The organism is Litorerythrobacter xanthomarinus (genome assembly GCF_046254955.1).
In the GTDB taxonomy this organism is placed as follows: Bacteria; Pseudomonadota; Alphaproteobacteria; order Sphingomonadales; family Sphingomonadaceae; genus Qipengyuania_C.
The window spans coordinates 1,535,885-1,561,419 of sequence record NZ_JBJXRG010000001.1 but is presented as its reverse complement, the minus strand read 5'-3'; the positions used below and the strand labels follow the sequence as shown (position 1 = coordinate 1,561,419).

Sequence of the window (25,535 nt, the reverse complement as noted above, 5' to 3'; positions counted from 1 at the left end):
TACCAGTAACGGTAACGCAAGATAGTTTATATTACCGCTTCAGCAACCCAAACCGTATCAGTCGGGACAGTTCCGAGAGCCCGTCTGCAAAAGTGAGGCCTGATCGTGCCAGAAACTCAGGGCTTCGTATCCTGCGCACAGCCTGAATCATGACTTCGGCGACCAATTGCGAATGGAATCCGTCAAATTGGCCGTCGGAGATTCCTTCGTCCACAAGGGCTTTGAGGCCGTCGATCCGTTCCGCCTGAAATTCGTCGAACAGGATACGGCCTGCCTCGAAACCAGCGATATCTTCGTTAAACTCTGGTCCCGCGCGGAGCGCGGCTTCGATCCCGACACGCAAATAGTCGCGTATCCGATCCGTCAACGGCGAATCAGTGGCAGCGCGGCGCCAGCCTTCTTTCTTAACGCGTGAAAAGAAGCGAGCGATAATCGTCAGGAAAAGCGCCTCTTTGCTCGGCGCAATCGCATAGAGCCTGCGATAGGAGCAACCTAACTCACTCGCCATTTCCTTGAGGCTGAGATTGCGGAATCCGCGGGCCAGAAATAGCTGCTCTAACGCTTGGGACAATTCCTCATCCGACAAACGACTTGACATTTGCGTGCGATTCGCGCCTTTCTGCGGTAATGTAGGAGCCATAGTATTACCGTTCGATCTGTTGTTGTCGGCTCGGTGATAGACGTTTGAGGGGAGGTGGCGCAATGCGCTTCGACCAATTGATCTTGCGGGATCATATTGAACGGGCATTTGCCCGCTATTCGACTCGACCAGCTGTCCAAGCGGTCGACGGGGCGCTGACTTACGGCGAACTTGAAAGGCGAGCGTTGCAACTGGCCGAGATACTTGTCGATGGCGGGGTCGGGCCGGGAGAAAAGGTCGTATTGTTACTTCGCAATAGTACAGATTACGTGGTTGCGGACATGGCCATTGTCCTCGCTGGCGCGTGCAAGGTGCCGCTCAACGATATGCTTGCCGCCAATGATGTCGCATATATGATCGATCATTCAGGCGCATCAGCAATAATCGCCCACTCGAGCTTCGTCGGCACGATAGATCAGATTGCTGATACTGCTGCAAAAGTCTCTGTACGTGTAGAACTGCTGGACGATGGCGAACCGGCTCTGACTGACTTTAATGTCCACGCGCACTCTGACGAAGGAGCAGTTCCCGACTCATCGGATTGGCCCCGTGCCGCTGCTGAAGATCCAGGGCTTATAATCTATACGGGTGGTACAACGGGCAGGCCAAAGGGTGTCTTTCACACGCAGCAGGCGCTTGCCGTAAATTTCTTCAGTCATCTGATAAATGCGGAAATCGCAGAGGATGAGCGCCTCTTGATCTGCTCTCCGCTTCCACACTCAGCACAACAGTTTGTCATGGCTGCGCTACTTCGCGGAGCTCACGTTACTATCGAAAGGAGCTTTGAGGCGGAACGCGTCTTGCAGCTAATCGAGGAGCGCGCGCTGACTTGGATGTTCATGGTGCCGACTATGATCTACCGCGTGCTCGATGCGCAATTGGCAAAATCGCGCGATTGCTCGTCGCTGCGCACGATTGTGTATGGCGCTTCCCCGATCACTGCCGCGCGCTTGAGGCAAGGCCTCTCTACTTTTGGCCCCGTGTTTTTGCAAATATACGGGCAAACCGAGATACCTAACCTGGTCACCACGCTATCAAAAAGCGATCACGGTACGGAAGAGCTGCTGACGTCCTGCGGGCAGCCGGTGATTTTTTGCGATGTTGCGATCCGTGATGAGGCGGGCGACGAAGTCGCGCCGGGCGAAGTCGGCGAGATCACCGTCCGGGGGTTCTATACGCTCGAACGTTATCACGAAAATCCCGAGAAAACCGACGCGGCATATACTGGGCATTATCTGCGCACCGGCGATGTCGGATACCAGAACGAGACCGGGCACATCTTCTTGGTCGACCGAGCCAAGGACATGATCATTTCCGGCGGGATGAACGTCTATTCAACCGAAGTTGAAAACGTGATCCAAGAGGTGACCGGCGTCGGACAGGTGGTCGTCATAGGCATTCCCGACGATGATTGGGGGGAGGCGGTCACAGCTTTCGTTATACCCGCGAATGATGACTTCGACCCGGCCGCGGTGACCGAAAAATGCCGCGAGCGGCTGGCCCGGTATAAGGTTCCCAAACGAGTGGAGACGGTCAGAGAGATACCACTTACACCCTACGGAAAGCCCGACAAAAAAGCCCTGCGTGCGTCTTTTTGGGGCGACAATATCAGGCAGGTCAACTGAGGAGAGGCCCCATGAGAGAATTGAAAACCGAATATATCTTTTCGATGCAAGGGACACTTGGCGATCCACTTGCGGTTGGGGCCGGACCCGAAGGGTTTCGGCAGATTTTGCCCGTTTCGAGCGGCATCGTCGAAGGTCCGAGGTTAAATGGAAAACTGGCCACAGCGGCAGGCGCCGATTGGGCTCGAATTCGGTCAGATGGCAGCTTTGCCTTAGATGTGCGCATCGTGATCGAAGCAGAGAACGGCGATCTCATCTATGTCACTTACGGTGGACGGATTGTTGCTCCGAACGAGGAGGCGCAGGCGATCGCACTCGACTTCGCCAAGCCTGACCCGGAGTTAGGGGCCGACCGTTACTACTTCCGCATCAATCCCCTCTTTGAAACGGCGAGCGAGAAGTATGGTTGGCTCAATGGCATCGTGGCCGTGGGGCGTGGAATGAGCGGCGCCGACGGCGTGCGTTACGATATCTTCCAGGTGAAATAGGAGCTATTACTATGTCCAGCGAGTTTCCCGTCGTGATCTACGGCGCCAGCGGCTATACCGGACGCCTCGTCGCCGAATATCTTCGCGAATATAACGTGCCCTTCATCGCCGCCGGCCGCGGCAAGGAGCGCATAGAGGAAGCCATGGCAAAGGTGCCGGGCATCGAGACTGCGAAATACGAGATCGCCACCGCCGATATGGAGGTCGAGGCTCTGACGAACCTGTTCAGGGGAGCCAAGGTAGTCTGCAACGTTACTGGGCCCTTTGTGGATTATGGCGACATTGTAACTGAAGCAGCGCTAAATGCCGGTGCGCATTATATCGACACCACAGGGGAGCAGCCTTGGGTCAAGCGATGCGCCGACCATTGGGACGCCAAGTTCAAGGAAGCGGGCCTCGTTTGTGCCCCATCTACAGCCTACATGTACGCGACAAGCGAAATAGCTGCCCAGTACGCGTTGGAAACCCCGGGAATCGATACGCTTGATGTATTGGTCCTGTTCAAAGGCATTCCCACCTATGCTTCCACCCAAAGTTTCTATTCGGTCTTGCAACATGAAGCTCTGTATCTTGAGCTAGGTGATCTCAAGCCGTGGACCCCCGGTACAAGCTTCGAAGTGCCGATCCCGTCCGAGGTTATGACTGCGCTTGCTTTGCCTTGGGGTGGAATGAGCCATCCGATCTGGTTCCAAAGGGATCATCGAGTCTCCTCAGTCCGGGCCATTGGAGGCAATCACAGCCGCGAACTTATGCAATTCGTCCTGTCCGCCACCGAGGAATTCGAAAAGGATATCAAACCGCTGCCAGCTGATGAACAGAAGCGTATTCTGTCAGAGAAGGCTGACGCGATGCAGGGCGGTATGCCACCCCGTGAGAACAGACGCGAGCATCGCACTATCGACATTGTACGTGGGCGCGGCAGCATCGCCCGTAGTGATGTGACAATCCATGGCACCTGTGCATATTTGCAAACTGGTTTGCTACAGGCCGCCGCCGCATTTCACCTCGTTAACGCACCCCCGTTCAAAACTGGTTTTGCATCACCCTGCGAAGCGTTCGGTCACCGCGAACTCTACGGCGCGCTAAGCGAATTTGGCTTCGTCAACATGGAGATCTCGTAATGGCAGGCATGGCCGAGGGAAAGGCAGCGGTCATTACGGGTGCCGCAAGAGGCATCGGGCGTGCTGCTGCGGTTCTATTCGCGAAGGAGGGAGCCGATGTGCTGGTTTCCGACATTCTTGGCGAGGAAGGCGAGGAGACTGCAGAACTGGTCCGCGCAGAAGGTCGCAAGGGGCATTTTATTGCTTGCGACACGTCGGATGAAGATCAGGTCATCGCCTTGATGGCTGGGGCAGCTGAGAATTTCGGCCGACTCGATTGTCTTGTTAATAACGCCGGAGTCGAGGGCCATATTGCACCTATAGTGGATAGCGATACCGAACAGTTCGATCGACTCGTCTCCATAAATTTGCGCGGTGTCTGGCTGTGCATCAAGCATGCAGTGCCGCATATGCGCCACTTCGGAAACGGGGGATCCATAGTTAATCTCTCTTCGCTTGCCGGGAATGTGGGTTACGCAGGTCTGGCACCATACGTCATGTCGAAGCATGGCGTGAACGGGATAACCAAGGCTTCGGCGATCGAGTATTCGGCAGAAGGAATTCGGACCAATTCCGTTTCCCCTGGTTGCATTCAGACTGACATGATCGATAAGCTCGCCGATGCGCTAGGAGCTCCCTCTGCAGCAGAGGCGCTTGCCCCGCTACACCCTATTGGTCGGCTGGGCACAAGTGAGGAGGTCGCAGAGGCCATCGTGTGGCTTTGCTCCAATCGGGCATCGAATGTGACAGGTACACAGCTTCGAGTGGATGGCGGGTTCACCGCGCAGTAGGGTCATTGGGCGTTGATTGGTTAACTTCCTGAGGGCGACTTGGTGCGCACGGCGGTGCTGTCAGTCTAACACTAACGTGTCTCCACTATGGAGAATTTCGTTGCTAAACAGAGGGCTATGGAGCCCATTTCGTTCAAGCGTCATCGCTTTCATCCTGACATTATCCGCCAGGCCGTGTGGCTCTATTTTCGCTTCACACTTAGCTTGCGAGACGTCGAGGATCTGCTCGCCGAACGTGGGATCGATGTCACCTATGAGACCATTCGATGTTGGTCAGACAAGTTCGGTCCAGCCATCGCAGCAAACATCCGCAAGCGGCGTAGACCGGCAGATTGTGTCTGGCATCTGGACGAGATGGTTGTCCGGATTGGCGGCAAGCGGATGTTCATGTGGCGAGCCGTCGATAAGGAAGGCGAGGTCCTTGATGTCTTGGTTCAGAAACATCGCAACAAGGCGGCTGCGCTGAAATTACTCAGAAAATTATTGAAGCGGCAGGGCTTCGTTCCTGATGCCATCGTGACGGATGGCTTAGCTTCCTACAAGGCAGCGCTCCGTGACCTTGGCGCTTTGAAGCGGCATCAACCTGGAAGGCTGCGCGAAAACAATCGTGCAGAGAATTCACACCTTCCCGTGCGAAGACGGGAACGAAAAATGCAGTTGTTCAAGTCACAGGGCCAGGCACAGCGTTTCGTTTCCACCCACTCAGCGATCTACAATACATTCAATACCGAGCGTCACCTCGTCTCAAGAAAGACAATGCGAAAATATCGAGACCGCGCTTTTGCCGAGTGGCAAGCCGTGTCCGCATCAGTTGGCTGAGTTTTCGCGATCGCGCATCATCGCGGCTAGCGATAGTTAACCTGACAGTCCCGTTGGCGGAGAGACAGGGATTCGAACCCTGGGTACGCGTGAGCGCACAGTAGTTTTCGAGACTACCCCGTTCGACCACTCCGGCATCTCTCCGCACAAAGAAAGCGACAGCATTTCAGCATCTCGCCACCGGTCATCGGGACCAGCGCCGTTAGCCCAAGGCCCCGCGCTTGCCAAGGGTCATTTGCCTCAGATCGGGGATCAAATCACCCACCCGCTTGTTTTGCCTCGGCGAAAGGCCATATGATGGCGATCATGGATCGCGCGCAATTCTATTCCCCCCAGGCAGGCCGGACCATCGATGTGCCGCGCAATTCCTCCGCACGCTTCGGCATCGGGGACGTGGTGCGCCACAAAATGTTCGACTTCCGCGGGGTGATTTTCGATATCGATCCGGTCTTCGCCAATAGCGAGGAATGGTACCAGTCGATCCCCGAACAGATCCGCCCGCACCGCGACCAGCCGTACTACCACCTCCTCGCGGAAAACGAGGAAAGCTCCTATGTCGCTTATGTCAGCCAGCAGAACCTGCTGCCCGATGGCGAGAGCGGCCCGGTCGGCCATCCCGATGTCCCGGAGATGTTCGAGGACTTCGCCAATAATCGCTACCGCGTGCGGCGCAAACTTACCCACTAGGCATCCTTCGCAAGATTAACGCTCGCGCAGCGATGCTGTGCTAGATCGTGCGTATGGACCGAATGACCTACGTTCCTTCGAAGACCGGCTCGACAGAACTTTTTGGCGCGTTGGAGCGCGAGCTGAGGGATCGCGAGCGGATCCTGTGGCAAGGTGAACAGATAGCGCGGATCGCAATCAAGGGGTTCGCACTCTACTTTTTCGCGATCCCGTGGACCGCTTTCGCGGTATTCTGGACCGCGATGGCATCGCTGGGTGCCAGGGAAATGCAAGACGAGGCGAGCTGGCTCGCATGGGCCTTTCCCGCATTCGGCATTCCCTTCATCCTGGTCGGGATCGGCATGCTCGGAGCGCCGTTCCTGCCCGCATTGCAGAAGGGCAAGGTCTTGTATGCAGTGACCAATCAACGGGTTCTGCGGATCAAGGCCGGCCGGTCGTTCAGCGTCAAATCCGTCCCTGCACGCCGTATCGGCATGGTCGAACGGAGCGAAAAGGCTGACGGATCGGGCTCGCTGAAAATCGCGATTGGCATCGGCACGGACAGCGACGGCGACAGAACTACCGAGTATTTCGAGCTCGGCGAAGTCGAGAACGTACGTTCCGCTCACGATCAGATTGCCACCATGAGCAGGGCGGCAAGTTAGACCTTCAGCTCTTGATCTTCCATCCGGACTTGAGCAGCCGGTATGTCACGAAGCCCAGTAGCAGGTTGAACAGGCCCAGCACTATGGCAGCCTGGACGATTGCGCCTTCGCCTGAGCCAATATCGCTTTCGCCGAGGAAGCCATAGCGAAAGCCTGAAATCACGTAGAAAAACGGGTTCAGGCGGCTGACAGTTTGGAATGCCGGGGCGAGGTTGTCGAGGACGTAGAATGTGCCTGACAGCAGCGACAGGGGCGCGATGACGAAGTTCGTGATCGCGGCGTTGTGATCGAATTTCTCCGACCAGATCGACGTCAACAGGCCGAGGAAGGAGAGCATTGCCGCCCCCATCAGTCCGAACCAGATGATAGCCCAGATGTGCGGCGCGGCAAGCGTCACTCCGGGCCACAGAAACATGGCCGCGGCTACGGTGCACCCGACCATCACTGCGCGCGTGATTGCCGCAGCGATTATTCCGGTCATGAGTTCGCCGACCGATAGCGGCGGCATCAGCAGGTCGATGATCGTCCCCTGGATCTTGCCGGACAGCAGCGAGAAGGACGAATTGGCAAAGGCATTCTGCATCATACCCATCACGATCAGGCCCGGCGCAACAAAGCTCGCGAATGGAACGCCGAGCACTTCACGGCCTGAGCGGCCCAAGGCGACGGTGAAGATCACCAGGAACAGCAAGGTGGTGACGGCCGGAGCCCAGATTGTCTGCGTCTGCACCTTGAGAAACCGGCGCACCTCCTTCATATAGAGGCTCCAAAGACCGATCCGGTTGATCCCCTGGATGACGGGCACACCTCTTGGCGGGAAACTGCCTCCGCTTGACGCCTGATCGGGCGCCGGCGAAGACGCGGAGCGATGAGGGGTTGTCGTATGGGTTTGATCCACCATATCGGCGCGACTAGGGGCTTGGCGCTGCAAGGGCAAGCGGGCCGAAAGAAATTGAACGAACAGGAATTGCATGAGCTGGACTGACGAACGTATCGCCACATTGAAGAAGATGTGGGAAGGCGGCTCCACTGCCAGCCAGATTGCCGACGAACTGGGCGGCGTGAGCCGTAACGCCGTGATCGGCAAGGCACATCGCCTCGGCCTGAAATCGCGTCCATCGCCCGTCAAGGCCAACGAAAAGAAGAAGGCGGCACCCAAAAAGCCCGCGGCGAAGGCACCTGCCAAGAAGCCGGTCGCAAAACCGGCGGCGAAGCAGAACGCCAAACCGGCATCACAACAGGATCAGGCCGCCGGCCCGACTCAGGCCCATAGCGCAATTCCGAGCCAGCCGCTGCCCAACCGCCAACCCGATTTGCCCAAGATTGTTTCGGTCGGCCCCGGCGGCTTCCTGCGCCAAGGCCCAGGTGACCAGCAACCACCGATCCCGCCGGCTCCGCCGCGGCGCCTCGTCCCGGCCAAACCCAGCCCGGAGATTGCCGACAAGACCAGCCTGCTCGACTTGTCCGACAAGGTCTGCCGCTGGCCGATGGGCCATCCCGGTGAGCCCGATTTCCACTTCTGCGGCGAAGCGGTAAACCCGGGTTTTCCCTATTGCGTCGAACATTGCGGCAGAGCGTATCAGGCACAGTTGCCCCGCGGCGCACGGCGCCCCCCTCCCCCGCTTCCCTTCGGCGGACCGCGGGTCCGCTAGAACGTGAAATTGCGCCCGGTGGTCCCCAAGGATCACCGGGCTTTTTTATCGGAGATCCAAGATGGCCCTTACGCTCTACGATGCATTCGTACCCACCTGCCAACAAATCCTCGGCGCACTGAACGGCGTGCTCGACAAGGGACAGGCGTATGCCGCCGAACACGGCATCTCCGATGACGAAATGCTCGGTGCGCGGCTGGCGGAAGACATGTGGAACCTGCCGTGGCATCCGCGCAGCTGCTGGATGCACTCAGCCTACGCGATCGCACAGGTAAAGACTGGCGAATTCACTCCCAATTTCGAGACCATACCCGACAGCTGGGATGGCATGCGTGCACAGGTCCAGACCGCTCTCGACGATCTCGAAAAGGTCAGCGCCGACGAGCTTGAGGCAATCGCCGATAACTCGGTACATTTCGTGCTTGGTGGCAAGCGTCTGATGGAATTCACCGTGCAGGACTTCCTGCTGAGTTTCTCGATCCCCAACGTCATGTTCCATGCAACGACGGCTTACGACATTCTGCGCATGAAAGGCGTGCCTTTGAGCAAGCGCGATTTCATGGGCGCTCCACGGACTAAATAGCCGCCCACCGACGAAAATTCTTAACTTTCTAACTTATTGTTTTTAAAAACATAAGTTGAATAGTTGCGATCTCATTCCTTAGGGTTTTCCTAACCTTCCCGCTCTAGAAGGGTTCACATGCCGCCGTCCGAAAGTGACGGCGCCGGTGTGGGTACAGGGAGTGGGACAGCGATGGATTGGTCCAGCGCAGCATTTGGCGCATTCATGTGCCTGTGCATGCTCATCTTCCTTTATGACGTGGCGCTATTCGCCATACTGCGAAAGCAATTCCTGCTGTGGCACGCTGCGCGCACCGTGGTTATCGCGGTCCTTGCAGCCTCGACAACTGAAGCCGGGCTCACAGCCTTGCTCGGCAAAGAGTCGCTCAGAACTTTGGTACAGGGTGCCTCGGCAGACTTGAGCGTCGCACTGCTCGCACCGTTCGTCTATTTCTTCCTCGAGCGGGAACATGCCAATGGATTCCGCCGAACGGCGCTGTTTGCAGCCGGTGCGCTTGCGCTTTGCAGTCTTGCGATCCTGCCATCAAACAATACCGCGCCGCTCTTCAATCCCTTACACTACGCCCTGATGTCGGCGAGCCTGATCGCACTCACTGCGGCGATCGTTTCCGCGCTGATCAGGGGCAGCCGCGCAGCCAAGTTCCTCAGCTTTGCCTTGGGAACAGGTATTGTCCTTGGCGGGTCGACATTGGTATTCGCCATGATCAACGGCGCCGTGCTGCCAAACTGGCTTGCGCTTATCCTAGGTGCACTGACGCTCGAATTTGTCATTACCGCTGCAGCAGTCGGCGACCGCCTGATCTCGGTGACTAGGGAAGCTGAGTCCGCGCGGGAGGAGGCTCGCAAGGCACAGAAGGCCAACCGCACCGATCCTCTGACAGGCTTGCCCAATCGCAGGGCGCTGGAGCGCATGTTCGAAGGCAAGGGCAGCAAGGTTCCGGACGGGATCGCGATCGTCGACCTTGACCGCTTCAAGGATATCAATGACCGCTTCGGCCATGCCATCGGCGATGATGTGCTGGTAGCCGCCGGACAAGCTCTGGGCCTGGATGGCGTATTCGCTGCCCGGTTGGGGGGCGAGGAGTTCATCCTTGTACTGTTTGGCAAGGATTGGGCCAAGCAGGCCGAGCGGGCGCGCCGCAGCATTCGCACCCACGTCCAGCGAGAAGTTCCCAACATGATGCTGCCCGTGACTGCCAGCGCCGGGCTGGCCAGCTTCAGGCAAGGAGACACCCTGTCCGAGACGATGAAGCGCGCCGACCTAGCGCTCTATGCAGCAAAGCAGGCCGGACGCGATCGTTCGCTCGCGCTGACCTTCTTCGAGGATCACCAGCCCGAATGGCCCTCTCTCTCCAGCCGCTCCGCTGCCTGATCGCCCACGGGGGATCGCCGCTCCATTGCGTGCGCAGTTCACCCATCGCGCCTAGAAGGGGAAACATAGTCACGGGTTGACGTTGAACCGTGATGAGCGAACCGTTCTTCAGTTTTTCGCCTTATCACATCCTGCTGGCGGGATGCGGTGCGACTATCGTCTTCGCTTATTGGCTGCCGCGCTGGTTTTCTGGCCGCGAGCCCGCCGCATCGGGTTTCCTTATCCTGGGCGGATTGCTTGCCTTCGGCCTAGTCCCCGGTATCCCCGATGCGATCAGCCCGATCGATAGGCCGCTGTTTTGGGAGTTTGCCACAGAGATAGCCGTTATCGCCGCGTTGTTCGGAACCGGGATCCGGATCGACCAGCTTTCCGAGACAGGCAAATGGAGCCCCACTGTACGGCTACTGCTTGTCGCTATGCCGCTGTGCATACTAGCAGTCGCGCTGGGCGGGTTGATGGTGGGAATGACGCTCGCGGGCGCTGTGCTTCTCGCGGCTGTCCTCGCCCCCACAGACCCGGTGCTGGCCGCCGACGTGCAGGTCGGACCGCCGCTTGAAGGCGGAGAACACCCGGTCCGCTTTGCCCTCACAACCGAAGCCGGGCTAAACGACGGGCTCGCTTTCCCGTTTGTCTACTTCGGGATTTTCCTGGTCGCTGCTGCAGGCAACTCGGGAAACTGGATAGGCGAGTGGTTTGGTCTTTATGTCGCATACAAGATCATCGTAGGCGTGTTGGCAGGCGTGGCGGCGGGATGGCTGCTCGGCAAGTTCCTCTTCGCGATGCCGCGCGTAAATCCTCTCGCCAACACCAGCTCGGGCGTGATCGCGCTGGCAGGGGTATTGCTGACATACGGTGCGACCGAGCTGGTGGAGGGATATGGCTTCATCGCCGCGTTCGTAATGGGCCTGATGCTGCGCCGGGTCGAATCCGATCACGAGTATCATGCCAAGCTGCACAATTTCACCGAAGCACTCGAACATGCGATCACCGCGATATTGCTGGTCCTACTTGGAGGAGCCCTGCCTGCACTCCTGCCATACCTCACGTGGGGCTATGCGGCGCTGGGATTGGCACTGATCTTCGTGATCCGGCCGGCGACAGGCATGCTCGCGCTCATAGGCACAAATCTGTCGCTCAGGCAGCGCGGCGTTGTCGCATTTTACGGCGTACGCGGTCTCGGATCGATCTACTATCTCGCTTATGCCGGCGGCCAGCTCGACCTCGTCAACGAAGGCGAACTTTGGGCGACAATCGGCTTCACGATCCTCGTATCGACACTGGTGCATGGCCTCAGTGCGGGAGCGGTGGTGGATGCAGCGACCCACGAGCGGCAACCGGCAAAGAGCTAGGGCGCCTGAGCCCGCAAGAAAAAGCCCGCCGGGATCGCTCCCGGCGGGCTCTTCAATTGTCGGTTGAAGGGATTTAGTCCTTCAGGAAGTCCGGCACATGGGCCTCGCCCCCGCCGTCTTCCTTGCCGCCGCGTTCGTTATCGCGGCGTCCGCTACGGCCTCGGCCGCGATCACGGTCACCGCGAGGTCCGCGGCGATCACCGCGGTCACCGCGCGGCTTGTTCTCGCGCGGGGGGCGGGTGTCTTCCAGCTCTTCGCCGGTTTCCTGGTCAACCACACGCATCGACAAGCGAACCTTGCCGCGCTGGTCGATCTCGAGGACCTTGACCTTTACTTCCTGGCCTTCGCTGACGACGTCAGTCGGCTTCTCGACACGCTCGTTCTTCATTTCGGAAACGTGGACGAGACCGTCCTTGCCGCCCATGAAGTTCACGAACGCACCGAAATCGACGATGTTGACGACCTTGCCGGTGTAGATCTTGCCGACTTCGGCTTCCTCGACAATGCCTTCGATCCACGCGCGTGCTGCGGCGATTTCATCGGCATTCGAAGAGCTGATCTTGATCACGCCTTCGTCGTCGATGTCGACCTTGGCACCGGTTTCAGCAACGATCTCGCGGATCACCTTGCCGCCCGTTCCGATAACGTCACGGATCTTAGACTTGTCGATCTGCATCGTTTCGATGCGCGGTGCGTGCTTGGAGACCTCACCGCGCGCGGTACCCAGTGCCTTCTGCATTTCACCCAGGATGTGCGAACGGCCGGCTTTCGCCTGCTCAAGCGCAGTCTGCATGATTTCCTGCGTGATCCCGGCAACCTTGATGTCCATCTGAAGCGAGGTGATGCCCTTTTCGGAACCGGCTACCTTGAAGTCCATGTCGCCCAGGTGATCTTCGTCACCCAGGATATCGGACAGCACGGCAAACTCGTCGCCTTCAAGGATCAGGCCCATGGCGATGCCAGAGACCGGACGTTCGATCGGAACGCCGGCATCCATCATCGACAGACAGCCGCCGCAGACCGTTGCCATCGAGCTCGAGCCGTTCGACTCGGTGATGTCTGACAGGATCCGGATGGTGTAAGGGAAGTCCTCATGGTCGGGCAGCACCGGGTGCAATGCGCGCCATGCGAGCTTGCCGTGACCGGTTTCGCGGCGGCTGGTGAAGCCGAAACGGCCCACTTCACCGACCGAGTAGGGCGGGAAGTTATAGTGCAACATGAAGTGGTTGTAGGAGAGACCCTCCAGACCATCGATCATCTGCTCGGCATCCTTGGTGCCCAGCGTAACGGTACAGATCGCCTGCGTTTCGCCGCGGGTGAACAGCGCCGAACCATGCGTACGCGGAAGCAGACCAACCATAGCTTCGATCGGGCGAACCTGGTCGAGCTTGCGGCCATCAATACGCTGGCCGTCCTTGAGGATAGCTCCGCGAACGATTTCCGCTTCGAGCTTCTTGACCGCCTTGTTGGCGACCATCTGCGTCTGCGGCTCTTCTTCGGCGAAGGCTTCCTTGGCCTTGTCGCGGGCGGCGTTAAGCGCGTCCGAACGGGCCGACTTGTCGGTCAGCTTGTAAGCGACTGCGATGTCATCGCCGACGATACCGCGCAGCTGTTCCTTGATCGCCGAAGTGTCGTCCGAAGTATCGACGACCCACGGATCCTTGGCGGCCTGTTCAGCGAGATCGATGATCGCGCCAATGACCTTGCGGCTTTCCTCGTGCGCGAACATGACAGCGCCGAGCATTTCCTCTTCGGTCAGCTCCTTGGCTTCGGATTCGACCATCATCACGGCATCCTGAGTTGCAGCGACGACGAGGTCGAGACGACCTTCTTCGAAGATCGTGTTGACGGCCGGGTTGAGGACGTATTCGCCATCAACAAAGCCAACGCGCGCTGCGCCGATCGGGCCCATGAAAGGCACGCCCGAAATGGTCAGTGCAGCCGAAGCGGCAACCATCGCAACGATATCGGGCTCGGTCTCGCCATCATAGGACAGGACCTGGCAGATTACGTTGATTTCATTGTAGAAACCTTCCGGGAAGAGCGGCCGCACGGGGCGGTCGATCAAGCGGGAAGTGAGAGTTTCCTTCTCTGTCGCGCGACCTTCGCGCTTGAAGAAGCCGCCCGGGATACGGCCCGCAGCGGAGAATTTTTCCTGGTAGTGCACGGTGAGCGGGAAGAAGTCCTGCCCCTCGCGAACGCTCTTGGCGGCGGTCACGGCGCACAGCACCACGGTTTCGCCATAGGTGGCCAGTACGGCGCCGTCTGCCTGACGGGCGATCTGACCGGTTTCGAGGGTGAGGGTTTTTCCGCCCCAATCCAGCGATACGGTTTTCTTGTCGAACATGTATTTTCCTTGATGACCCGCACGGCCTTATTGCGGTGCGGGGCCTACTATTTCCGGGTAATCCGTCCCGGTCCGGTGCGGGGCGTTTGTCTGCCCCAAGGCTGGCGGCCGGATGCCGCCATACCCCATATGCGAGAAAGGCGACTCACTGGGAGCCGCCTTCCACGAAACTCTTATTTACGAAGACCCAGCTTCTGGATCAGGGCGTTGTAACGCTCGACGTCTTTCTTCTTGAGATAGGCGAGCAGGCTACGACGCTTGTTGACCATCTGCAGGAGACCACGGCGTGAGTGGTTGTCCTTGTGGTGGCCTTTGAAATGCTCGGTGAGGTTGCGAATACGCTCGGTGAGGATCGCTACCTGGACTTCCGGGCTGCCCGTGTCGTTCTTGTCGCGGGCGTTGTCCTTGATAATCTTCTTTTTTGCTTCGGCAGATACCGACATGTTTGTTCTCTCTTACTCTGCGACATCGGGTAAGTTAAATCCCCTGACGACCTTGGCCGTCCCACCATTGAGTTCCATCAGCGCTACCGGGACATTGCCCAGCTTCGCGAAATAGAGCCCGTCGGTTTGGGGCAGTTCTGACAAGACCCGGCCCTGGCGGACCGCCTGCGCGCTGTCAGAATCGAGAATAAGAGCCGGGATGTCGTCCAGCCCCGCCTCGAGCGGCAGGAGGAGGTCTTCAAGTGGCGCGCCTCTAGCGATTTGCTCAAGTTTGTCCAGCGAAATCGCCTGATTTTCGAGGAACGGGCCTGCCTTGGTCCGCCTGAGATAGGTCACATGTCCCAGGGTTCCAAGCGCTCGTGCGATATCCCGTGCCAGAGAGCGGATATAGGTGCCTTTCGAGACATGCGCGGTGAGGGTGACGGTATCGGACAATTCGAGCGGCGCGCCAGGATCGTAAGGGTCCGGACGGCCGGAAGTGGCGGCGAAGGCCGAGTCCAGCTGATCGTCCAGTCTCTCGCCGCTGAAGCGGAGCGAATGGATCGTCACGTGCCGCGGTTTGGTTTCCACCGCTTCGCCTGCCCTCGCCCGGTCATACGCGCGCTTACCGTCTATCTTCACTGCCGAATAAGCTGGCGGAACTTGCTCGATCTCGCCGGTAAAATGTTCCAGCACCGCGGCGATGGCCGCCATGGGCGGCCGACGATCCGAGCGTGCAATAACTTCGCCTTCGGTGTCGAGCGTGTCGGTTTCCTCGCCGAACTGGATGGTGAATTCGTAGATCTTGCTGGCATCGAGCATCCGTCCGGCGAGCTTAGTCGCCTCGCCCAACGCAATCGGCAGGACGCCCTCAGCCAGCGGATCGAGCGTGCCGCCATGGCCGACCTTGGTTTTGGGATGACCGCCGGTGCGAAGCACGCGCTTCACAGCGCCGACCGCCTGCGTCGAGCCGAGACCGCGCGGCTTGTCGAGGATCAGCCAGCCCGACGGAGGGACAGAGTCAGCCACCTGAGACAACGGCGGCAAGTCCAAGGTATTTCTCAAGCGCCCAGTTGACCGGCGGTCCGATGGTGTTTTCCAGCACGCCCCACTCGGGCGCAATCCAAGTGACGGCTACCAACCCAAGGAACAGGATCATGCCGAAGGGCCGCAGTTTCTCGTAGATGTGGACGTATTTGCGCGGCAGTGCGCCCTCGACGATGTGCGAGCCGTCGAACGGCGGGATTGGCAGCAGGTTGAAGATCGCGAGGAAGATATTGATCAGGATGAAGTAAAACAGGCCCTGCGCCAGGAGGCCCGGGTCCTGCCCAGCTTCGGGCGTCAGCTGCGTCGCGAACAAGCCCAGCAGGATCGCGCCGATGGCAGCCAGGATGAAGTTCGTCCCCGGCCCTGCGGCTGCGACTGCCATCATGCCAAAGCGGGGATTGTCGAGGCGGTGTTTCAACACAGGAACCGGCTTGGCCCAGCCGAAAATCGGTCCGCCCACCACCGCGAGAAAGCCCGGCACCAGCAAGGTCCCAACCGGATCGACATGGCGGATCGGATTGAGGCTGAGCCGGTTCTGTTCCTTGGCAGTCGGATCACCCAGCATCAGCGCCACCCAACCATGCGCGACCTCGTGAAACACGATCGCGATGATCAGTGCCGGGACGAGAACGATGATGAGCGTGAGGGTGTCTGTCATTGAGGGAAGATAGGGAGCCGGACCCGCTTCAACCAGCCCATTCGTCTTCCAGCAGGCCGAAAACGGCGGTGTCCCGGACATAACCGGTCCAGGTAATGCGGTTCTTGCGCAACACGCCTTCCTGCATTGCACCAAGCTTCAGCACCGCCGCCATCGAACGGGTGTTGCGCGTATCGACCCGGAATTCGATTCTCCGATAGCCGCAGGCAAAGGCATTCTCGATCATCAGCTTCTTCATAGCGCGGTTAAAGTTTGTGCCGCGCACTGAGGGAGCGATGTAGGTACCGCCGATCTCGACGACGCCCCACGGATCGGGATTGATGTAGTTCGTCATCCCGACGACTTCGCCGGAAGATTGCTCCAGCACAGCGAAACGCACCCAACTGGTTAACTCATGGAACCGTGCCATCGCCTGGTCGAAACCGTCGCCCAGCATATTGACCGGATAGATCTCCCAGATTTCCCGATCCAGCGCACAAGCTGCACGCAGGGGCTCCGCATGGCGATCCTCCAGTGGCTCCAGCCTCACCGGCCCGAGTTCGAGCTCGCGTTCGAGATTATCCACCCAGCGCCTCGCTGAAATGCTTGCGGCACAGCGCAACGTAGCGGTCATTCCCGCCGATTTCGGTCTGTGCGCCCTGTTTCACTGCCGCGCCGCTGGCATCGACACGCAGGTTCATGGTCGACTTGCTACCGCAGTGGCAGATTGCCTTGAGCTCGACCAAGGCGTCGGCGATTCCCAGCAGCGCGGCCGATCCGGGGAAGAGCTCGCCTTGGAAATCGGTCCTGAGGCCATAGCAAAGTACGGGAATTCGCCCTTCGTCCGCAATCCGCGCGCATTGCCAGACTTGTTCGTTGGTCAGGAACTGCGCCTCGTCGATCAGCACGCAATGGAGAGGCTCGACCTTGTGCGACGCCATGACGTCACCCCACAAATCGGTGTCCGGCGAAAAGCGGTGCGCATCCGCGCCGAGCCCGATGCGGCTTTCAATGGCCTTTTCGTCGCCCCGATCATCAAGCGCGGCAGTCCACAGCATGGTCTGCATCCCGCGTTCGCGATAATTGAAATCAGCCTGCAGCAGCGTGGTCGATTTTCCCGCGTTCATACTGGCGTAGTAGAAGTAGAGCTTGGCCATGCGGCATGGCTAGCGCCGCGCGGTGAACAGCGCGAGTCTAGCCTGCCAAGTCATCAACAGGGCGAGACATTCCCTTTCCCATTTGCTAGCTCCCCGCGAAATCGGAATTGTGAGAGGGTTTGCAATGGCGGAAGCGGCAGCAGCACAGACGGGTATTCTTGGCTGGGTTGAGCGGACTGGCAACAGGCTGCCCGATCCGGTTTTCATCTTCTTTTACCTTATCATCGCGCTGGTCGTCATTTCGGTCATTTGTGCAGTCGCCGGGGTTGGCGCTTTCCATCCAACCCAGATTGATGAAGCCACCGGACAATCGCTCCGTATCGAGGCTGTAAGCCTGCTGGCACCGGACAATATTCGGCTGCTGTGGACCGAAATGCCCAAGACTTTCACGCACTTCCACCCGCTGGGTTACGTGCTGGTGGTGATGCTGGGCGCAGGCGTTGCCGAACGCTCTGGCTTCTTTGCCGCAGGGATGGCCAAGGCAGTCAAGAGCGCGCCGACTTCGCTGCTGACCCCGGTCGTGGCGCTGGTCGCCATGCTCGGCAACCACGCCGCCGATGCCGGTTACGTGGTCCTCATCCCGCTCGCCGGCATCCTGTTCGCCGCTGCAGGCCGTCACCCGCTGGCCGGTATTGCAGCTGCCTTTGCCGGGGTCTCGGGCGGCTTTTCCGCCAATATCTCACCTGGCCAGCTCGATGCGCTGCTCTTCGGGATTACTGAGGAAGCAGTCGGCGCAAGCGCGCTCGATCCGACATGGAGCGCCAATATCGCGGGCAACTGGTACTTCATCTCCGCGATGACGGTGATCTACCTGCCGATTATCTGGTGGGTCACCGATCGGGTCATCGAACCGCGCCTGGGCGCATGGAGCGGCGGTGCGTCTGCAGGCGCGGACGCCGACGGCCTGAGCCCCGATCCGAGCGCCGAAGATGGCGAACTTGCCAGCAAGGGGCTGCGCGCAGCGGGCCTTGCGGCGCTATTTGTCGTTGCCCTGTGGCTGGCGATGGTATTCGCGCCGGGCACCCCGCTTGTCGATGAAGCAGCCTGCGACGGCATCGCCGCAGCAGATTGCTCGATCCACACCGAGTTACGCCCGCTCTATACCTCGCTCGTTGCCGGCTTCTTCCTGCTCTTCTTGTTGACCGGCTGGGCCTATGGCCGTGCGACGGGCAAGATCAAGAACCACCGCGATCTCGTCGACATGATGACCGAATCGATGAAGGACATGGGCTATTACTTGGTGCTGGCCTTCGCCGCCGCGCACTTCGTGGCGATGTTCGGCTGGTCGAATCTCGGCCTCATCACCGCGGTGCACGGCGCAGCGGGCATCCAGTCGACCGGGTTGCCGCTACCGATCGTACTCGGCCTGATGGTCCTCTTTGCAGGTTTGCTTAATCTCTTCGTCGGCTCGGCCAGTGCGAAATGGGCGCTGCTGGCGCCGATTCTCGTGCCGATGCTGATGCTGTTAGGGATCAGCCCCGAAGGCGCAACAGCGGCCTACCGTGTGGGCGACAGTGCGACCAACATCATCACCCCGCTGATGGTCTACTTCCCGCTGATACTCGTCTTTGCGCAGCGCTGGCAGAAGGACTTCGGTCTTGGTAGCCTCACCGCGATGATGCTGCCCTATGCGGTCTGGTTGCTGCTTTCGGGCGTGCTGCTGATCGTGGCTTGGTTCTATATCGGCTTGCCGCTCGGTCCGGATGCACCGGTCAGCTATGTGCTGCCCGGCACTGGAGGGTAGTGGGACGAGTTTGCCGAGCAACTCTGCGTAACCTCGCGCCAATCGAGGACGAATACGAATACAGGGAGTCTAGCCGGGGGCGGATAGGAAGGTGGCCATGCGCGCTACTGCAATAGTGCTGACGCTTCTGGCAACGCCGGCGCTCGCGGCGTCAACCGCGACCAATTACCGTCTAGATCCCGTCAATAGCGACGTGACTGCAAAGGTGGCGTTCCTCGGCCTCGCCAGCAAAACGGCACGGTTTCCCGGCATGTCGGGTTCGGTCAGACTCGATCCGGACAGCCGGACCGTGTCGAAGATCGATGTCGTGATCGATGCAAACAGGCTGGAAGCGCCCGACGAGGTAACCTTGCAGCGCCTGCGCGGCGAGAAGTTCTTCTGGGTCGAGCGGTACCCGCAAGTGCGATTCTCGGGCGATGCGATTACGATGAAGGATGAATTGAGCGGCACAGTGGCAGGCAACCTCACCGCACGCGGCGTGACCAACCCTGCAGTGCTCGATGTCTCTTTCAGTATCCCGCCGACCACGGCAGAGCCGGACCAGCCCATCAGGATCACCGGGGAGACGATCATCGACCGCCGCGACTACGGCATGAGATCCTATCGCTTGATAGTGGGAACGAAGGTCAACATTCGCATAAAGGCGACGATGCGGCCAAACTAGTCCTGCGGGTCATCAAGGTCTCGCGCAACTTTTGGATCGCTCAGCAACTTCTCGATCCGGTCGGCTTCGTCATAGCTTTCGTCGGGGCGGAACTGGAGCTTGGGCGCGAACTTCAGTCCCAGCCGCTTGGCAACCTCGCGCTGGAGGAAAGCCGTATTCTGCCGCAGCGCGGTGACAATCTCGCCTTCCTGCTTGCCCAGCAGCGGCTTCACATAGGCCACTGCATTCCTGAGGTCGGGCGACATGCGCACTTCGGTGACGGCGATATTCGCCGCGCTGACCGTTTCGTCATGCACTTCCTGCCGCGCGAGTAGCTCGCTGAGGATGTGTCGCACGCGTTCACCGACCTTGAGGACGCGAACCGATTGCTGTTCGGCGGTAAAGGGATCGCGGCGGGCCATTAGCCAGGCATCCCTGTCTGCTCGGGCGATGGCCGAGGCGTTGGGAGCGCGGTCGAGGTTGCGCGGGCGAGGATCTTCCCCTCCTCGTCGAACAGCTCGCCTTCGAGGAAGACGACCTTGCGGCCGGCTTTCACCACCCTGCCCTTGCCGGTGATCGTGGCGCCTTCGGGGACAAGCCGGATCATCGTCATGGCAAGATCGAGGTTCAGCGGGGCCTGTTCATACTCGGTCGACATGACATAGGCATAACCCATCACATCATCGAGATAGCCCGCGACAAGGCCGCCTTGGACGCCCCCGCGCCACGTGCACATCTCGCGCCTGACCGTGAACCGCATGGTCGCGGTCGCGGTCTCGGCGTCGAAATCGACAACCTCGGAGCCCAGCAGCGCGCTATGCGGCGAGTGTTCTTCGCCCGCTGCAGAGAATGCGTCGCTCACAACGTCCGCTCTTGCTCCTCGATCTCGAAGACTTCGAGCTGGTCTCCCGGCTGGATATCGTTTGTATCTTCCAGCACGACGCCGCATTCGAGGCCAGAGCGCACTTCGTCGACATCGTCCTTGAAGCGCCGCAGCGAGGCAATAGTAGTCGCCGAAACGATAACGTCCTCGCGCGTAAGGCGCGCGTGGAGACCCTTGCGGATCGCCCCGTCGACCACCAGCAGACCGGCGGCCTTGTCCTTCTTGCCCGACTTGAAGACTTCCTTGACCTCGGCACGGCCGACCACGTTCTCGACCTTGAGCGGGCCGAGCTCGCCGACCATTTCGGCGGTAATCTCGTCGGTCAGATTGTAGATCACGTCGTGATACATCATCCGCACCCCGTCACGCTTGACGAGCTCGCGCGCCTTGGGATTGGGGCGCACATTGAAGCCGACAATCGGCGCGTTCGAAGCCGCCGCCAGTGTAACGTCGCTTTCGGTGATCGCGCCAACGCCTGCGTGCAGCACGCGAACCTTGATATCGTCATTCGAGAGATTGTGGAGCGCGGTGACAATCGCTTCGACACTGCCCTGCACATCTGCCTTGATCACCACCGGCCACTCGACGACATCGGTCGCGAGATTGTTAAACATGGTATCGAAGCTGGTCGGGGCGAGTGCGGTACGCTGCTCGGTCGCCTTCTCTTGGCGGTACTGCGCCACTTCGCGGGCGCGCTGCTCGTTTTCGACGACAGTCAACTGGTCGCCTGCCGCCGGAACTCCGCCCAGGCCGAGGACCTCGACTGGAACCGATGGCCCCGCTTCCTTAACCTGCTTGCCCTTGTCGTCGATCAGCGCACGCACGCGTCCGCTTTCGGTACCGACCACGAATGTATCGCCGCGCTTGAGCGTTCCGCGTGTCACCAGCACAGTTGCGACCGGGCCGCGGCCCTTGTCGAGCTGCGCTTCGATCACTGTGGCTTCCGCTGCACGGTCAGGACGTGCTTTCAGTTCGAGCAATTCGGCCTGGAGATTGATCTTCTCCACCAGCTCGTCGAGCCCGGTCTTCTTGGTGGCCGAAACTTCGACATCCTGCACATCGCCCGAAAGCTCTTCCACGATCACTTCGTGCTCGAGCAGACGGTTGCGGATGTTCTGGGCATCGGCTTCAGGCTTGTCGATCTTGTTGATCGCCACGATCATGGGAACACCGGCAGCCTTGGTGTGATTGATCGCCTCAATCGTCTGCGGCATGATTCCATCATCGGCCGCGACGACCAGCACCACGATATCGGTCACATTCGCGCCGCGCTGGCGCATTTCGGTGAACGCGGCGTGGCCCGGCGTATCGAGGAAGGTTATCTTCGCCTTGTCTTTCGTAGTGATCTGGTAGCTGCCGATATGCTGGGTAATCCCGCCGGCTTCGCCTTTCACCACATCGGTCCCGCGCAGCGCATCGAGCAGCGAAGTCTTGCCGTGATCGACATGGCCCATAATTGTTACCACGGGCGGTCGCGGCTGCTTGGTTTCTTCCGGATCTTCATCGACCGACGTATCGATATCGACATCTGCCTCGGAGACCTTCTGGATATTGTGGCCGAACTGCTCGACCAGCAGCTCTGCGGTATCCTGGTCGATCGTCTGGTTGACGGTGACCATCATATCGAGATTGAAGAGTTCCTTCACGAGGTCAGCGCCCTTCTCGCCCATCCGCTTGGCGAGTTCGCCCACGGTAATGGCTTCGGGCACGACCACGTCGCGGACCTGCTTCTCGCGCGGCTTGTCCGAGCCTCCGCCCTGCAGGCGGCGCTCTTTCTCTCGCGCGCGCTTGAGCGCGGCGAGCGAACGCGCACGGCGCCCCTCGTCCTCGTTGAGCGCCTTGGTAACAGTGAGCTTGCCTGAACGGCGCTTGTCCTTGCCGCCTCCGCCGCCGCGCTTGGGTTTTTCCTCGCGCTTCTTCTCGGGGCGCTTGATTTCGGGCTTGGCCACCGGCGTGAACTTGCGCGGAGCGGGCTTGTCCGGATCGGGCTGGACCGAAGCGTCCGCAGCAGCTTCGGCAGCAGCAGTCGCATCTTCGGCTTCCTGCTCGGCTGTCTCGACAGCTTCCTTCTCGGCCTGCTGTTCGGCTTTGCGATTCTCTTCGGCGCGCTGCTTTTCTTCTTCCTCACGCTGGCGAGCCCGCTCCTCATCGCGCTTGCGGCCTTCTTCTGTCAGGCGCAGGCGCTCTTCCTCGGCTTCGCGCTGCAGCCGGGCGACCCGCTCCTGCGGGGTTTCCTTGGCCGCAGCAGGCTTCTTTGGAGCAGCCTTCTTGGGCGGTTCCTCTTTTGCAACCGGCGCGGGTGTGGGTTCGGGCGCAACTTCGGGCGGAGGCGCTTCACCGGGCTTGACGAGCTTGCGGCGACGCTTGACCTCGACCGCAACCTTGTTGGTGCGTCCGTGGCTGAAGGTCTGTTTGACCTCGCCAGCATCCACCGACCGCTTCAGTCCAAGCGGTTTGCGGGTACGGGCAGGTTTATCACTATCGCTCATAAAACTCGTATTTCCTTCAAACGTTTATTTCGTCACCTGCAGGATCCTGCAGCGGCAAGGCCGCGTCGGATTCTGCTTCCAGCGCGGGAAGATCGCTCCCGCGAAAATGAATCAAGCGCCGAAGCACTCCCATGATCCGGTCAGCCGCCGGGGCATTGCCCAGCGCCAGGTGGACGACATTGTCGCGGCCCAATGCCACAGACAAAGCCGCCCGGTCCAGTGGCAAGGAAATTCCCCGCTCGCCTGTGCCTTCCGCATCACGGCCCACTCGCCAGGCCTGATCAAGCTTCTTGCTCCCATCCTCGCTGGCATCGCTGGCATGGAGCAACAGCGCAATTGCGCCCATTCGCGCCGCCTGCGCGATCTTCTCGGAGCCAAGCAAGACATTGCCGGCCCGCATTTCCAGGCCCAGCCGATCAAGCAAGGTCCTCGTCAGGGCCTGATCGATAATCTCGGGCAGGTCGGTCGGTATCGTCAGGCTGCCATCCTTGAAGGCGCGGGCCAGCGCTCCCTTCAACTTGCCGTTCGCAACCGCCGTTTCGAGCTCCTGTCGCGTAGAACCGAGCCACGCTCCGCGTCCCGGAGCCTTCGCTGCAGGGTCGGGTAGCACCAGCCCCTCCGGGCTGATTGCCAGCCGCACGAGGCTGTCTCTCGGCGCAATCGCACCCGACAGGATGCACTTGCGCTCAGGACGCGTTTGTTCGGGCTCCGCTTTACGGGGCCGCGATACGTCAGCGATGTCGGACGTCAGGCGCTCATTGGGTGGAGTCCGCATCGGCGGCCTCCTGTGAATCGGCTGCCTCGGCAGCGGGTGCCGGCTCTTCGTCTTCGAACCAGTGCGCACGGGCCGCCATGATGATCTCGTTGCCCTGCTCTTCGGTCAGGCCATACTCGCCCAGCACACCGCCCTTGTCCTGTTCACGTACACTGGGGCGGCGCATCGGCGGGCCATCAGGCGCCTGGCGACGACGCGGGGCCTCGCGCTTCTTCTGGATCAGCTCGTCGGTGGCGAGATCTGCGAGGTCGTCGAGCGTCTTGATCCCGCCTTTGCCCAGGGTCACCAGCATCTGTTCGGTCAGGTGCGGGATTTCGGCCAGCGCATCTTCGACACCCAGCTCGCGGCGCTCGGTCCGTGCAGCTTCTTCCTGCCGCTCGAGCGCTTCCTTGGCACGGTTTTGCAGCTCTTCAGCCAGATCTTCGTCGAAACCTTCGATCGAGGCCAGTTCGTCCATTTCAACGTAGGCAACTTCCTCGAGTTCCTGGAAGCCTTCGGCAACCAGCAGCTGTGAAAGTGTCTCATCGACGTCGAGCTCTTCCTCGAACATCTTGGACCGCTCGGCGAATTCCTTCTGCCGCTTCACGCTCGCTTCTTCATCAGTCATGATATCGATCTGGTGACTGGTGAGCTGGCTGGCGAGACGCACGTTCTGGCCGCGGCGACCGATTGCCAGCGAAAGCTGGTCATCCGGCACCACGACTTCGATACGGCCTTCTTCCTCGTCGAGCACGACGCGGCTGACTGTGGCTGGCTGGAGCGCGTTCACGACGAAAGTCGCGATGTCTTCGCTCCAGGGAATGATATCGATCTTCTCGCCCTGCAGTTCCTGCACGACGGCCTGCACACGGCTACCCTTCATGCCGACACAGGCGCCGACCGGATCGATCGAGCTGTCGTGGCTGATCACGCCGATCTTGGCGCGGCTGCCCGGATCGCGGGCTGCGGCCTTGATTTCGATGATGCCGTCGTAAATCTCGGGCACTTCCTGCGCGAACAGCTTGCGCATGAAATCGGGATGCGCACGGCTGAGGAAGATCTGCTGGCCGCGATTGTTACGCTCGACCTTGGTGATCAGCGCGCGGACACGCTCGCCGACACGAGCAGCCTCACGCGGGATCTGCTGATCGCGGCGGATCACGCCTTCGGCGCGGCCCAGATTGACGATCACATGACCAAATTCGACCGACTTGATCACGCCGGTGATCACTTCGTTCGCGCGGTCCTTGAACTCTTCATACTGACGCTCACGCTCGGCATCGCGGACCTTCTGGAAGATCACCTGCTTGGCGCTCTGTGCGTCGATGCGGCCCAGATCGACTGGCGGCAGCGGATCGACGATGAAGTCGCCGATAGCGGCGCCTTCCTGAAGCTTCTGACCCTGCTTGAGATCGACCTGCTTGAAGTAGTCTTCGACTTCTTCAACCACCTCGACGACGCGCCACAGTCGCAGATCGCCAGTATTGGGATCGAGCTTGGCACGAATATCGTTTTCCGCGCCATAGCGGTTACGCGCGCTCTTCTGGATTGCCTCTTCCATCGCTTCGATAACGATCGCTTCTTCGATCATCTTTTCCGAAGCGACTGATTTCGCAATCGCAAGCAGCTCTGCCTTATTGGCGGAAATTGCACTGGCCATCTG

The 25,535-nt window shown here is 59.8% G+C and carries 26 protein-coding genes and 1 tRNA gene; 13 read left to right on the top strand and 14 right to left on the bottom strand.

The features are described 5' to 3' along the window. Positions 1–31: 31 nt before the first annotated feature. Positions 32–598: a TetR/AcrR family transcriptional regulator gene (locus tag ACEWMW_RS07815; RefSeq protein WP_409413318.1), complete on the bottom strand. Its 567-nt coding sequence runs from the start codon at positions 596–598 to the stop codon at positions 32–34. Between the two features lie 104 nt (positions 599–702). Between ACEWMW_RS07815 and ACEWMW_RS07810 the strand changes: the two genes are divergently transcribed. From ACEWMW_RS07810 to ACEWMW_RS07790, 5 genes are all read left to right on the top strand, one after another. After that, complete coding sequence (locus tag ACEWMW_RS07810) at positions 703–2,265, top strand: AMP-binding protein (RefSeq protein ID WP_409413317.1); 1,563 nt, start codon at positions 703–705, stop codon at positions 2,263–2,265. A gap of 11 nt (positions 2,266–2,276) precedes the next feature. After that, positions 2,277–2,753, top strand: a complete 477-nt coding sequence (locus tag ACEWMW_RS07805) for a DUF3237 domain-containing protein (RefSeq protein ID WP_409413316.1) — start codon at positions 2,277–2,279, stop codon at positions 2,751–2,753. Positions 2,754–2,764: 11 nt separating this feature from the next. Further along, positions 2,765–3,874, top strand: a complete 1,110-nt coding sequence (locus ACEWMW_RS07800) for a DUF5938 domain-containing protein (protein ID WP_409413315.1) — start codon at positions 2,765–2,767, stop codon at positions 3,872–3,874. After that, positions 3,874–4,644, top strand: coding sequence for a glucose 1-dehydrogenase (locus ACEWMW_RS07795; protein WP_409413314.1), 771 nt, complete (start codon positions 3,874–3,876; stop codon positions 4,642–4,644). Before ACEWMW_RS07800 ends, ACEWMW_RS07795 begins: the two co-directional genes overlap by 1 nt. A 117-nt stretch (positions 4,645–4,761) precedes the next feature. Then, positions 4,762–5,463 (top strand): IS6 family transposase, encoded by a 702-nt coding sequence (locus ACEWMW_RS07790; RefSeq protein ID WP_409413629.1) that lies wholly within the window; start codon positions 4,762–4,764, stop codon positions 5,461–5,463. 54 nt (positions 5,464–5,517) lie between these two features. Here the strand turns inward: ACEWMW_RS07790 and ACEWMW_RS07785 are convergent. Continuing rightward, positions 5,518–5,607: transfer RNA gene (locus ACEWMW_RS07785), tRNA-Ser, on the bottom strand. 162 nt (positions 5,608–5,769) lie between these two features. Between ACEWMW_RS07785 and hspQ the strand changes: the two genes are divergently transcribed. Continuing rightward, entirely contained in the window at positions 5,770–6,150 is a 381-nt protein-coding gene (gene hspQ / locus ACEWMW_RS07780) for a heat shock protein HspQ (protein WP_409413628.1), read from the top strand. A gap of 62 nt (positions 6,151–6,212) precedes the next feature. Beyond that, a complete protein-coding gene (locus tag ACEWMW_RS07775) occupies positions 6,213–6,794 on the top strand; it encodes a hypothetical protein (RefSeq protein WP_409413313.1) in 582 nt (193 codons plus the stop codon). A gap of 4 nt (positions 6,795–6,798) precedes the next feature. Here the strand turns inward: ACEWMW_RS07775 and ACEWMW_RS07770 are convergent, their stop codons facing one another. Continuing rightward, positions 6,799–7,695 (bottom strand): ABC transporter permease, encoded by an 897-nt coding sequence (locus ACEWMW_RS07770; protein WP_409413312.1) that lies wholly within the window; start codon positions 7,693–7,695, stop codon positions 6,799–6,801. A gap of 70 nt (positions 7,696–7,765) precedes the next feature. Here ACEWMW_RS07770 and ACEWMW_RS07765 point away from each other — a divergent pair, with 70 nt between their 5' ends. From ACEWMW_RS07765 to ACEWMW_RS07750, 4 genes are all read left to right on the top strand, one after another. Continuing rightward, positions 7,766–8,446, top strand: a complete 681-nt coding sequence (locus tag ACEWMW_RS07765; protein WP_409413311.1) for a GcrA family cell cycle regulator — start codon at positions 7,766–7,768, stop codon at positions 8,444–8,446. Between the two features lie 61 nt (positions 8,447–8,507). Beyond that, complete coding sequence (locus ACEWMW_RS07760) at positions 8,508–9,029, top strand: DUF1993 domain-containing protein (protein ID WP_409413310.1); 522 nt, start codon at positions 8,508–8,510, stop codon at positions 9,027–9,029. Positions 9,030–9,200: 171 nt separating this feature from the next. Then, positions 9,201–10,400: a GGDEF domain-containing protein gene (locus ACEWMW_RS07755; RefSeq protein WP_409413309.1), complete on the top strand. Its 1,200-nt coding sequence runs from the start codon at positions 9,201–9,203 to the stop codon at positions 10,398–10,400. Positions 10,401–10,492: 92 nt separating this feature from the next. Next, on the top strand, positions 10,493–11,749 hold the full coding sequence (locus ACEWMW_RS07750; protein ID WP_409413308.1) for a cation:proton antiporter: 1,257 nt from the start codon (positions 10,493–10,495) through the stop codon (positions 11,747–11,749). Between the two features lie 73 nt (positions 11,750–11,822). On the opposite strand, the gene pnp is transcribed toward ACEWMW_RS07750, so the two are convergent. The 6 genes from pnp to ACEWMW_RS07720 form a co-directional block, all read right to left on the bottom strand. Next, positions 11,823–14,096, bottom strand: coding sequence for a polyribonucleotide nucleotidyltransferase (pnp, locus tag ACEWMW_RS07745; protein WP_409413307.1), 2,274 nt, complete (start codon positions 14,094–14,096; stop codon positions 11,823–11,825). Positions 14,097–14,269: 173 nt separating this feature from the next. Then, positions 14,270–14,539, bottom strand: coding sequence for a 30S ribosomal protein S15 (gene rpsO, locus ACEWMW_RS07740; protein ID WP_409413306.1), 270 nt, complete (start codon positions 14,537–14,539; stop codon positions 14,270–14,272). A gap of 12 nt (positions 14,540–14,551) precedes the next feature. Further along, entirely contained in the window at positions 14,552–15,547 is a 996-nt protein-coding gene (truB, locus tag ACEWMW_RS07735; protein ID WP_409413305.1) for a tRNA pseudouridine(55) synthase TruB, read from the bottom strand. Beyond that, positions 15,540–16,223 carry a site-2 protease family protein gene (locus tag ACEWMW_RS07730; protein WP_409413304.1) on the bottom strand — a complete coding sequence of 228 codons (684 nt, stop codon included), beginning with the start codon at positions 16,221–16,223 and terminating at the stop codon, positions 15,540–15,542. The genes truB and ACEWMW_RS07730 overlap by 8 nt, the downstream gene beginning before the upstream one ends. 28 nt (positions 16,224–16,251) lie before the next feature. After that, positions 16,252–16,788, bottom strand: a complete 537-nt coding sequence (locus tag ACEWMW_RS07725; protein ID WP_409413303.1) for a GNAT family N-acetyltransferase — start codon at positions 16,786–16,788, stop codon at positions 16,252–16,254. Continuing rightward, positions 16,781–17,359 (bottom strand): thymidine kinase, encoded by a 579-nt coding sequence (locus ACEWMW_RS07720; RefSeq protein WP_409413302.1) that lies wholly within the window; start codon positions 17,357–17,359, stop codon positions 16,781–16,783. The genes ACEWMW_RS07725 and ACEWMW_RS07720 overlap by 8 nt, the downstream gene beginning before the upstream one ends. A 109-nt stretch (positions 17,360–17,468) precedes the next feature. On the opposite strand from ACEWMW_RS07720, the gene ACEWMW_RS07715 reads away from it, so the two are divergent. Together ACEWMW_RS07715 and ACEWMW_RS07710 are read left to right on the top strand one after the other, a co-directional pair. Beyond that, positions 17,469–19,103, top strand: coding sequence for an AbgT family transporter (locus tag ACEWMW_RS07715; protein WP_409413301.1), 1,635 nt, complete (start codon positions 17,469–17,471; stop codon positions 19,101–19,103). A 97-nt stretch (positions 19,104–19,200) separates the two neighbouring features. Beyond that, positions 19,201–19,767 (top strand): YceI family protein, encoded by a 567-nt coding sequence (locus ACEWMW_RS07710; RefSeq protein WP_409413300.1) that lies wholly within the window; start codon positions 19,201–19,203, stop codon positions 19,765–19,767. On the opposite strand, the gene rbfA is transcribed toward ACEWMW_RS07710, so the two are convergent. Genes rbfA through nusA form a run of 5 tightly spaced genes read right to left on the bottom strand, consistent with a single transcriptional unit; the run spans position 19,764 to position 25,532 of the window. Further along, entirely contained in the window at positions 19,764–20,168 is a 405-nt protein-coding gene (gene rbfA, locus ACEWMW_RS07705; protein ID WP_409413299.1) for a 30S ribosome-binding factor RbfA, read from the bottom strand. The two genes, ACEWMW_RS07710 and rbfA, sit on opposite strands and share 4 nt — an antisense overlap. Further along, complete coding sequence (locus ACEWMW_RS07700; RefSeq protein ID WP_409413298.1) at positions 20,168–20,608, bottom strand: PaaI family thioesterase; 441 nt, start codon at positions 20,606–20,608, stop codon at positions 20,168–20,170. Before ACEWMW_RS07700 ends, rbfA begins: the two co-directional genes overlap by 1 nt. Beyond that, entirely contained in the window at positions 20,605–23,118 is a 2,514-nt protein-coding gene (gene infB / locus ACEWMW_RS07695) for a translation initiation factor IF-2 (RefSeq protein WP_409413297.1), read from the bottom strand. Before infB ends, ACEWMW_RS07700 begins: the two co-directional genes overlap by 4 nt. 16 nt (positions 23,119–23,134) lie before the next feature. Then, positions 23,135–23,893, bottom strand: coding sequence for a DUF448 domain-containing protein (locus ACEWMW_RS07690; RefSeq protein ID WP_409413296.1), 759 nt, complete (start codon positions 23,891–23,893; stop codon positions 23,135–23,137). Beyond that, on the bottom strand, positions 23,874–25,532 hold the full coding sequence (gene nusA / locus ACEWMW_RS07685) for a transcription termination factor NusA (RefSeq protein ID WP_409413295.1): 1,659 nt from the start codon (positions 25,530–25,532) through the stop codon (positions 23,874–23,876). Before nusA ends, ACEWMW_RS07690 begins: the two co-directional genes overlap by 20 nt. Positions 25,533–25,535 lie beyond the last annotated feature (3 nt).

What these genes read in the sequence shown, in the direction of transcription:
- ACEWMW_RS07815 (WP_409413318.1), bottom strand. Translation starts at nt 598, where the DNA reads ATGTCAAGTCGTTTGTCGGATGAGGAATTGTCCCAAGCGTTAGAGCAG.
- ACEWMW_RS07810 (WP_409413317.1), top strand. Translation starts at nt 703, where the DNA reads ATGCGCTTCGACCAATTGATCTTGCGGGATCATATTGAACGGGCATTT.
- ACEWMW_RS07805 (WP_409413316.1), top strand. Translation starts at nt 2,277, where the DNA reads ATGAGAGAATTGAAAACCGAATATATCTTTTCGATGCAAGGGACACTT.
- ACEWMW_RS07800 (WP_409413315.1), top strand. Translation starts at nt 2,765, where the DNA reads ATGTCCAGCGAGTTTCCCGTCGTGATCTACGGCGCCAGCGGCTATACC.
- ACEWMW_RS07795 (WP_409413314.1), top strand. Translation starts at nt 3,874, where the DNA reads ATGGCAGGCATGGCCGAGGGAAAGGCAGCGGTCATTACGGGTGCCGCA.
- ACEWMW_RS07790 (WP_409413629.1), top strand. Translation starts at nt 4,762, where the DNA reads ATGGAGCCCATTTCGTTCAAGCGTCATCGCTTTCATCCTGACATTATC.
- hspQ (WP_409413628.1), top strand. Translation starts at nt 5,770, where the DNA reads ATGGATCGCGCGCAATTCTATTCCCCCCAGGCAGGCCGGACCATCGAT.
- ACEWMW_RS07775 (WP_409413313.1), top strand. Translation starts at nt 6,213, where the DNA reads ATGACCTACGTTCCTTCGAAGACCGGCTCGACAGAACTTTTTGGCGCG.
- ACEWMW_RS07770 (WP_409413312.1), bottom strand. Translation starts at nt 7,695, where the DNA reads ATGGTGGATCAAACCCATACGACAACCCCTCATCGCTCCGCGTCTTCG.
- ACEWMW_RS07765 (WP_409413311.1), top strand. Translation starts at nt 7,766, where the DNA reads ATGAGCTGGACTGACGAACGTATCGCCACATTGAAGAAGATGTGGGAA.
- ACEWMW_RS07760 (WP_409413310.1), top strand. Translation starts at nt 8,508, where the DNA reads ATGGCCCTTACGCTCTACGATGCATTCGTACCCACCTGCCAACAAATC.
- ACEWMW_RS07755 (WP_409413309.1), top strand. Translation starts at nt 9,201, where the DNA reads ATGGATTGGTCCAGCGCAGCATTTGGCGCATTCATGTGCCTGTGCATG.
- ACEWMW_RS07750 (WP_409413308.1), top strand. Translation starts at nt 10,493, where the DNA reads ATGAGCGAACCGTTCTTCAGTTTTTCGCCTTATCACATCCTGCTGGCG.
- pnp (WP_409413307.1), bottom strand. Translation starts at nt 14,096, where the DNA reads ATGTTCGACAAGAAAACCGTATCGCTGGATTGGGGCGGAAAAACCCTC.
- rpsO (WP_409413306.1), bottom strand. Translation starts at nt 14,539, where the DNA reads ATGTCGGTATCTGCCGAAGCAAAAAAGAAGATTATCAAGGACAACGCC.
- ACEWMW_RS07730 (WP_409413304.1), bottom strand. Translation starts at nt 16,223, where the DNA reads ATGACAGACACCCTCACGCTCATCATCGTTCTCGTCCCGGCACTGATC.
- ACEWMW_RS07720 (WP_409413302.1), bottom strand. Translation starts at nt 17,359, where the DNA reads ATGGCCAAGCTCTACTTCTACTACGCCAGTATGAACGCGGGAAAATCG.
- ACEWMW_RS07710 (WP_409413300.1), top strand. Translation starts at nt 19,201, where the DNA reads ATGCGCGCTACTGCAATAGTGCTGACGCTTCTGGCAACGCCGGCGCTC.
- rbfA (WP_409413299.1), bottom strand. Translation starts at nt 20,168, where the DNA reads ATGGCCCGCCGCGATCCCTTTACCGCCGAACAGCAATCGGTTCGCGTC.
- infB (WP_409413297.1), bottom strand. Translation starts at nt 23,118, where the DNA reads ATGAGCGATAGTGATAAACCTGCCCGTACCCGCAAACCGCTTGGACTG.
- ACEWMW_RS07690 (WP_409413296.1), bottom strand. Translation starts at nt 23,893, where the DNA reads ATGCGGACTCCACCCAATGAGCGCCTGACGTCCGACATCGCTGACGTA.
- nusA (WP_409413295.1), bottom strand. Translation starts at nt 25,532, where the DNA reads ATGGCCAGTGCAATTTCCGCCAATAAGGCAGAGCTGCTTGCGATTGCG.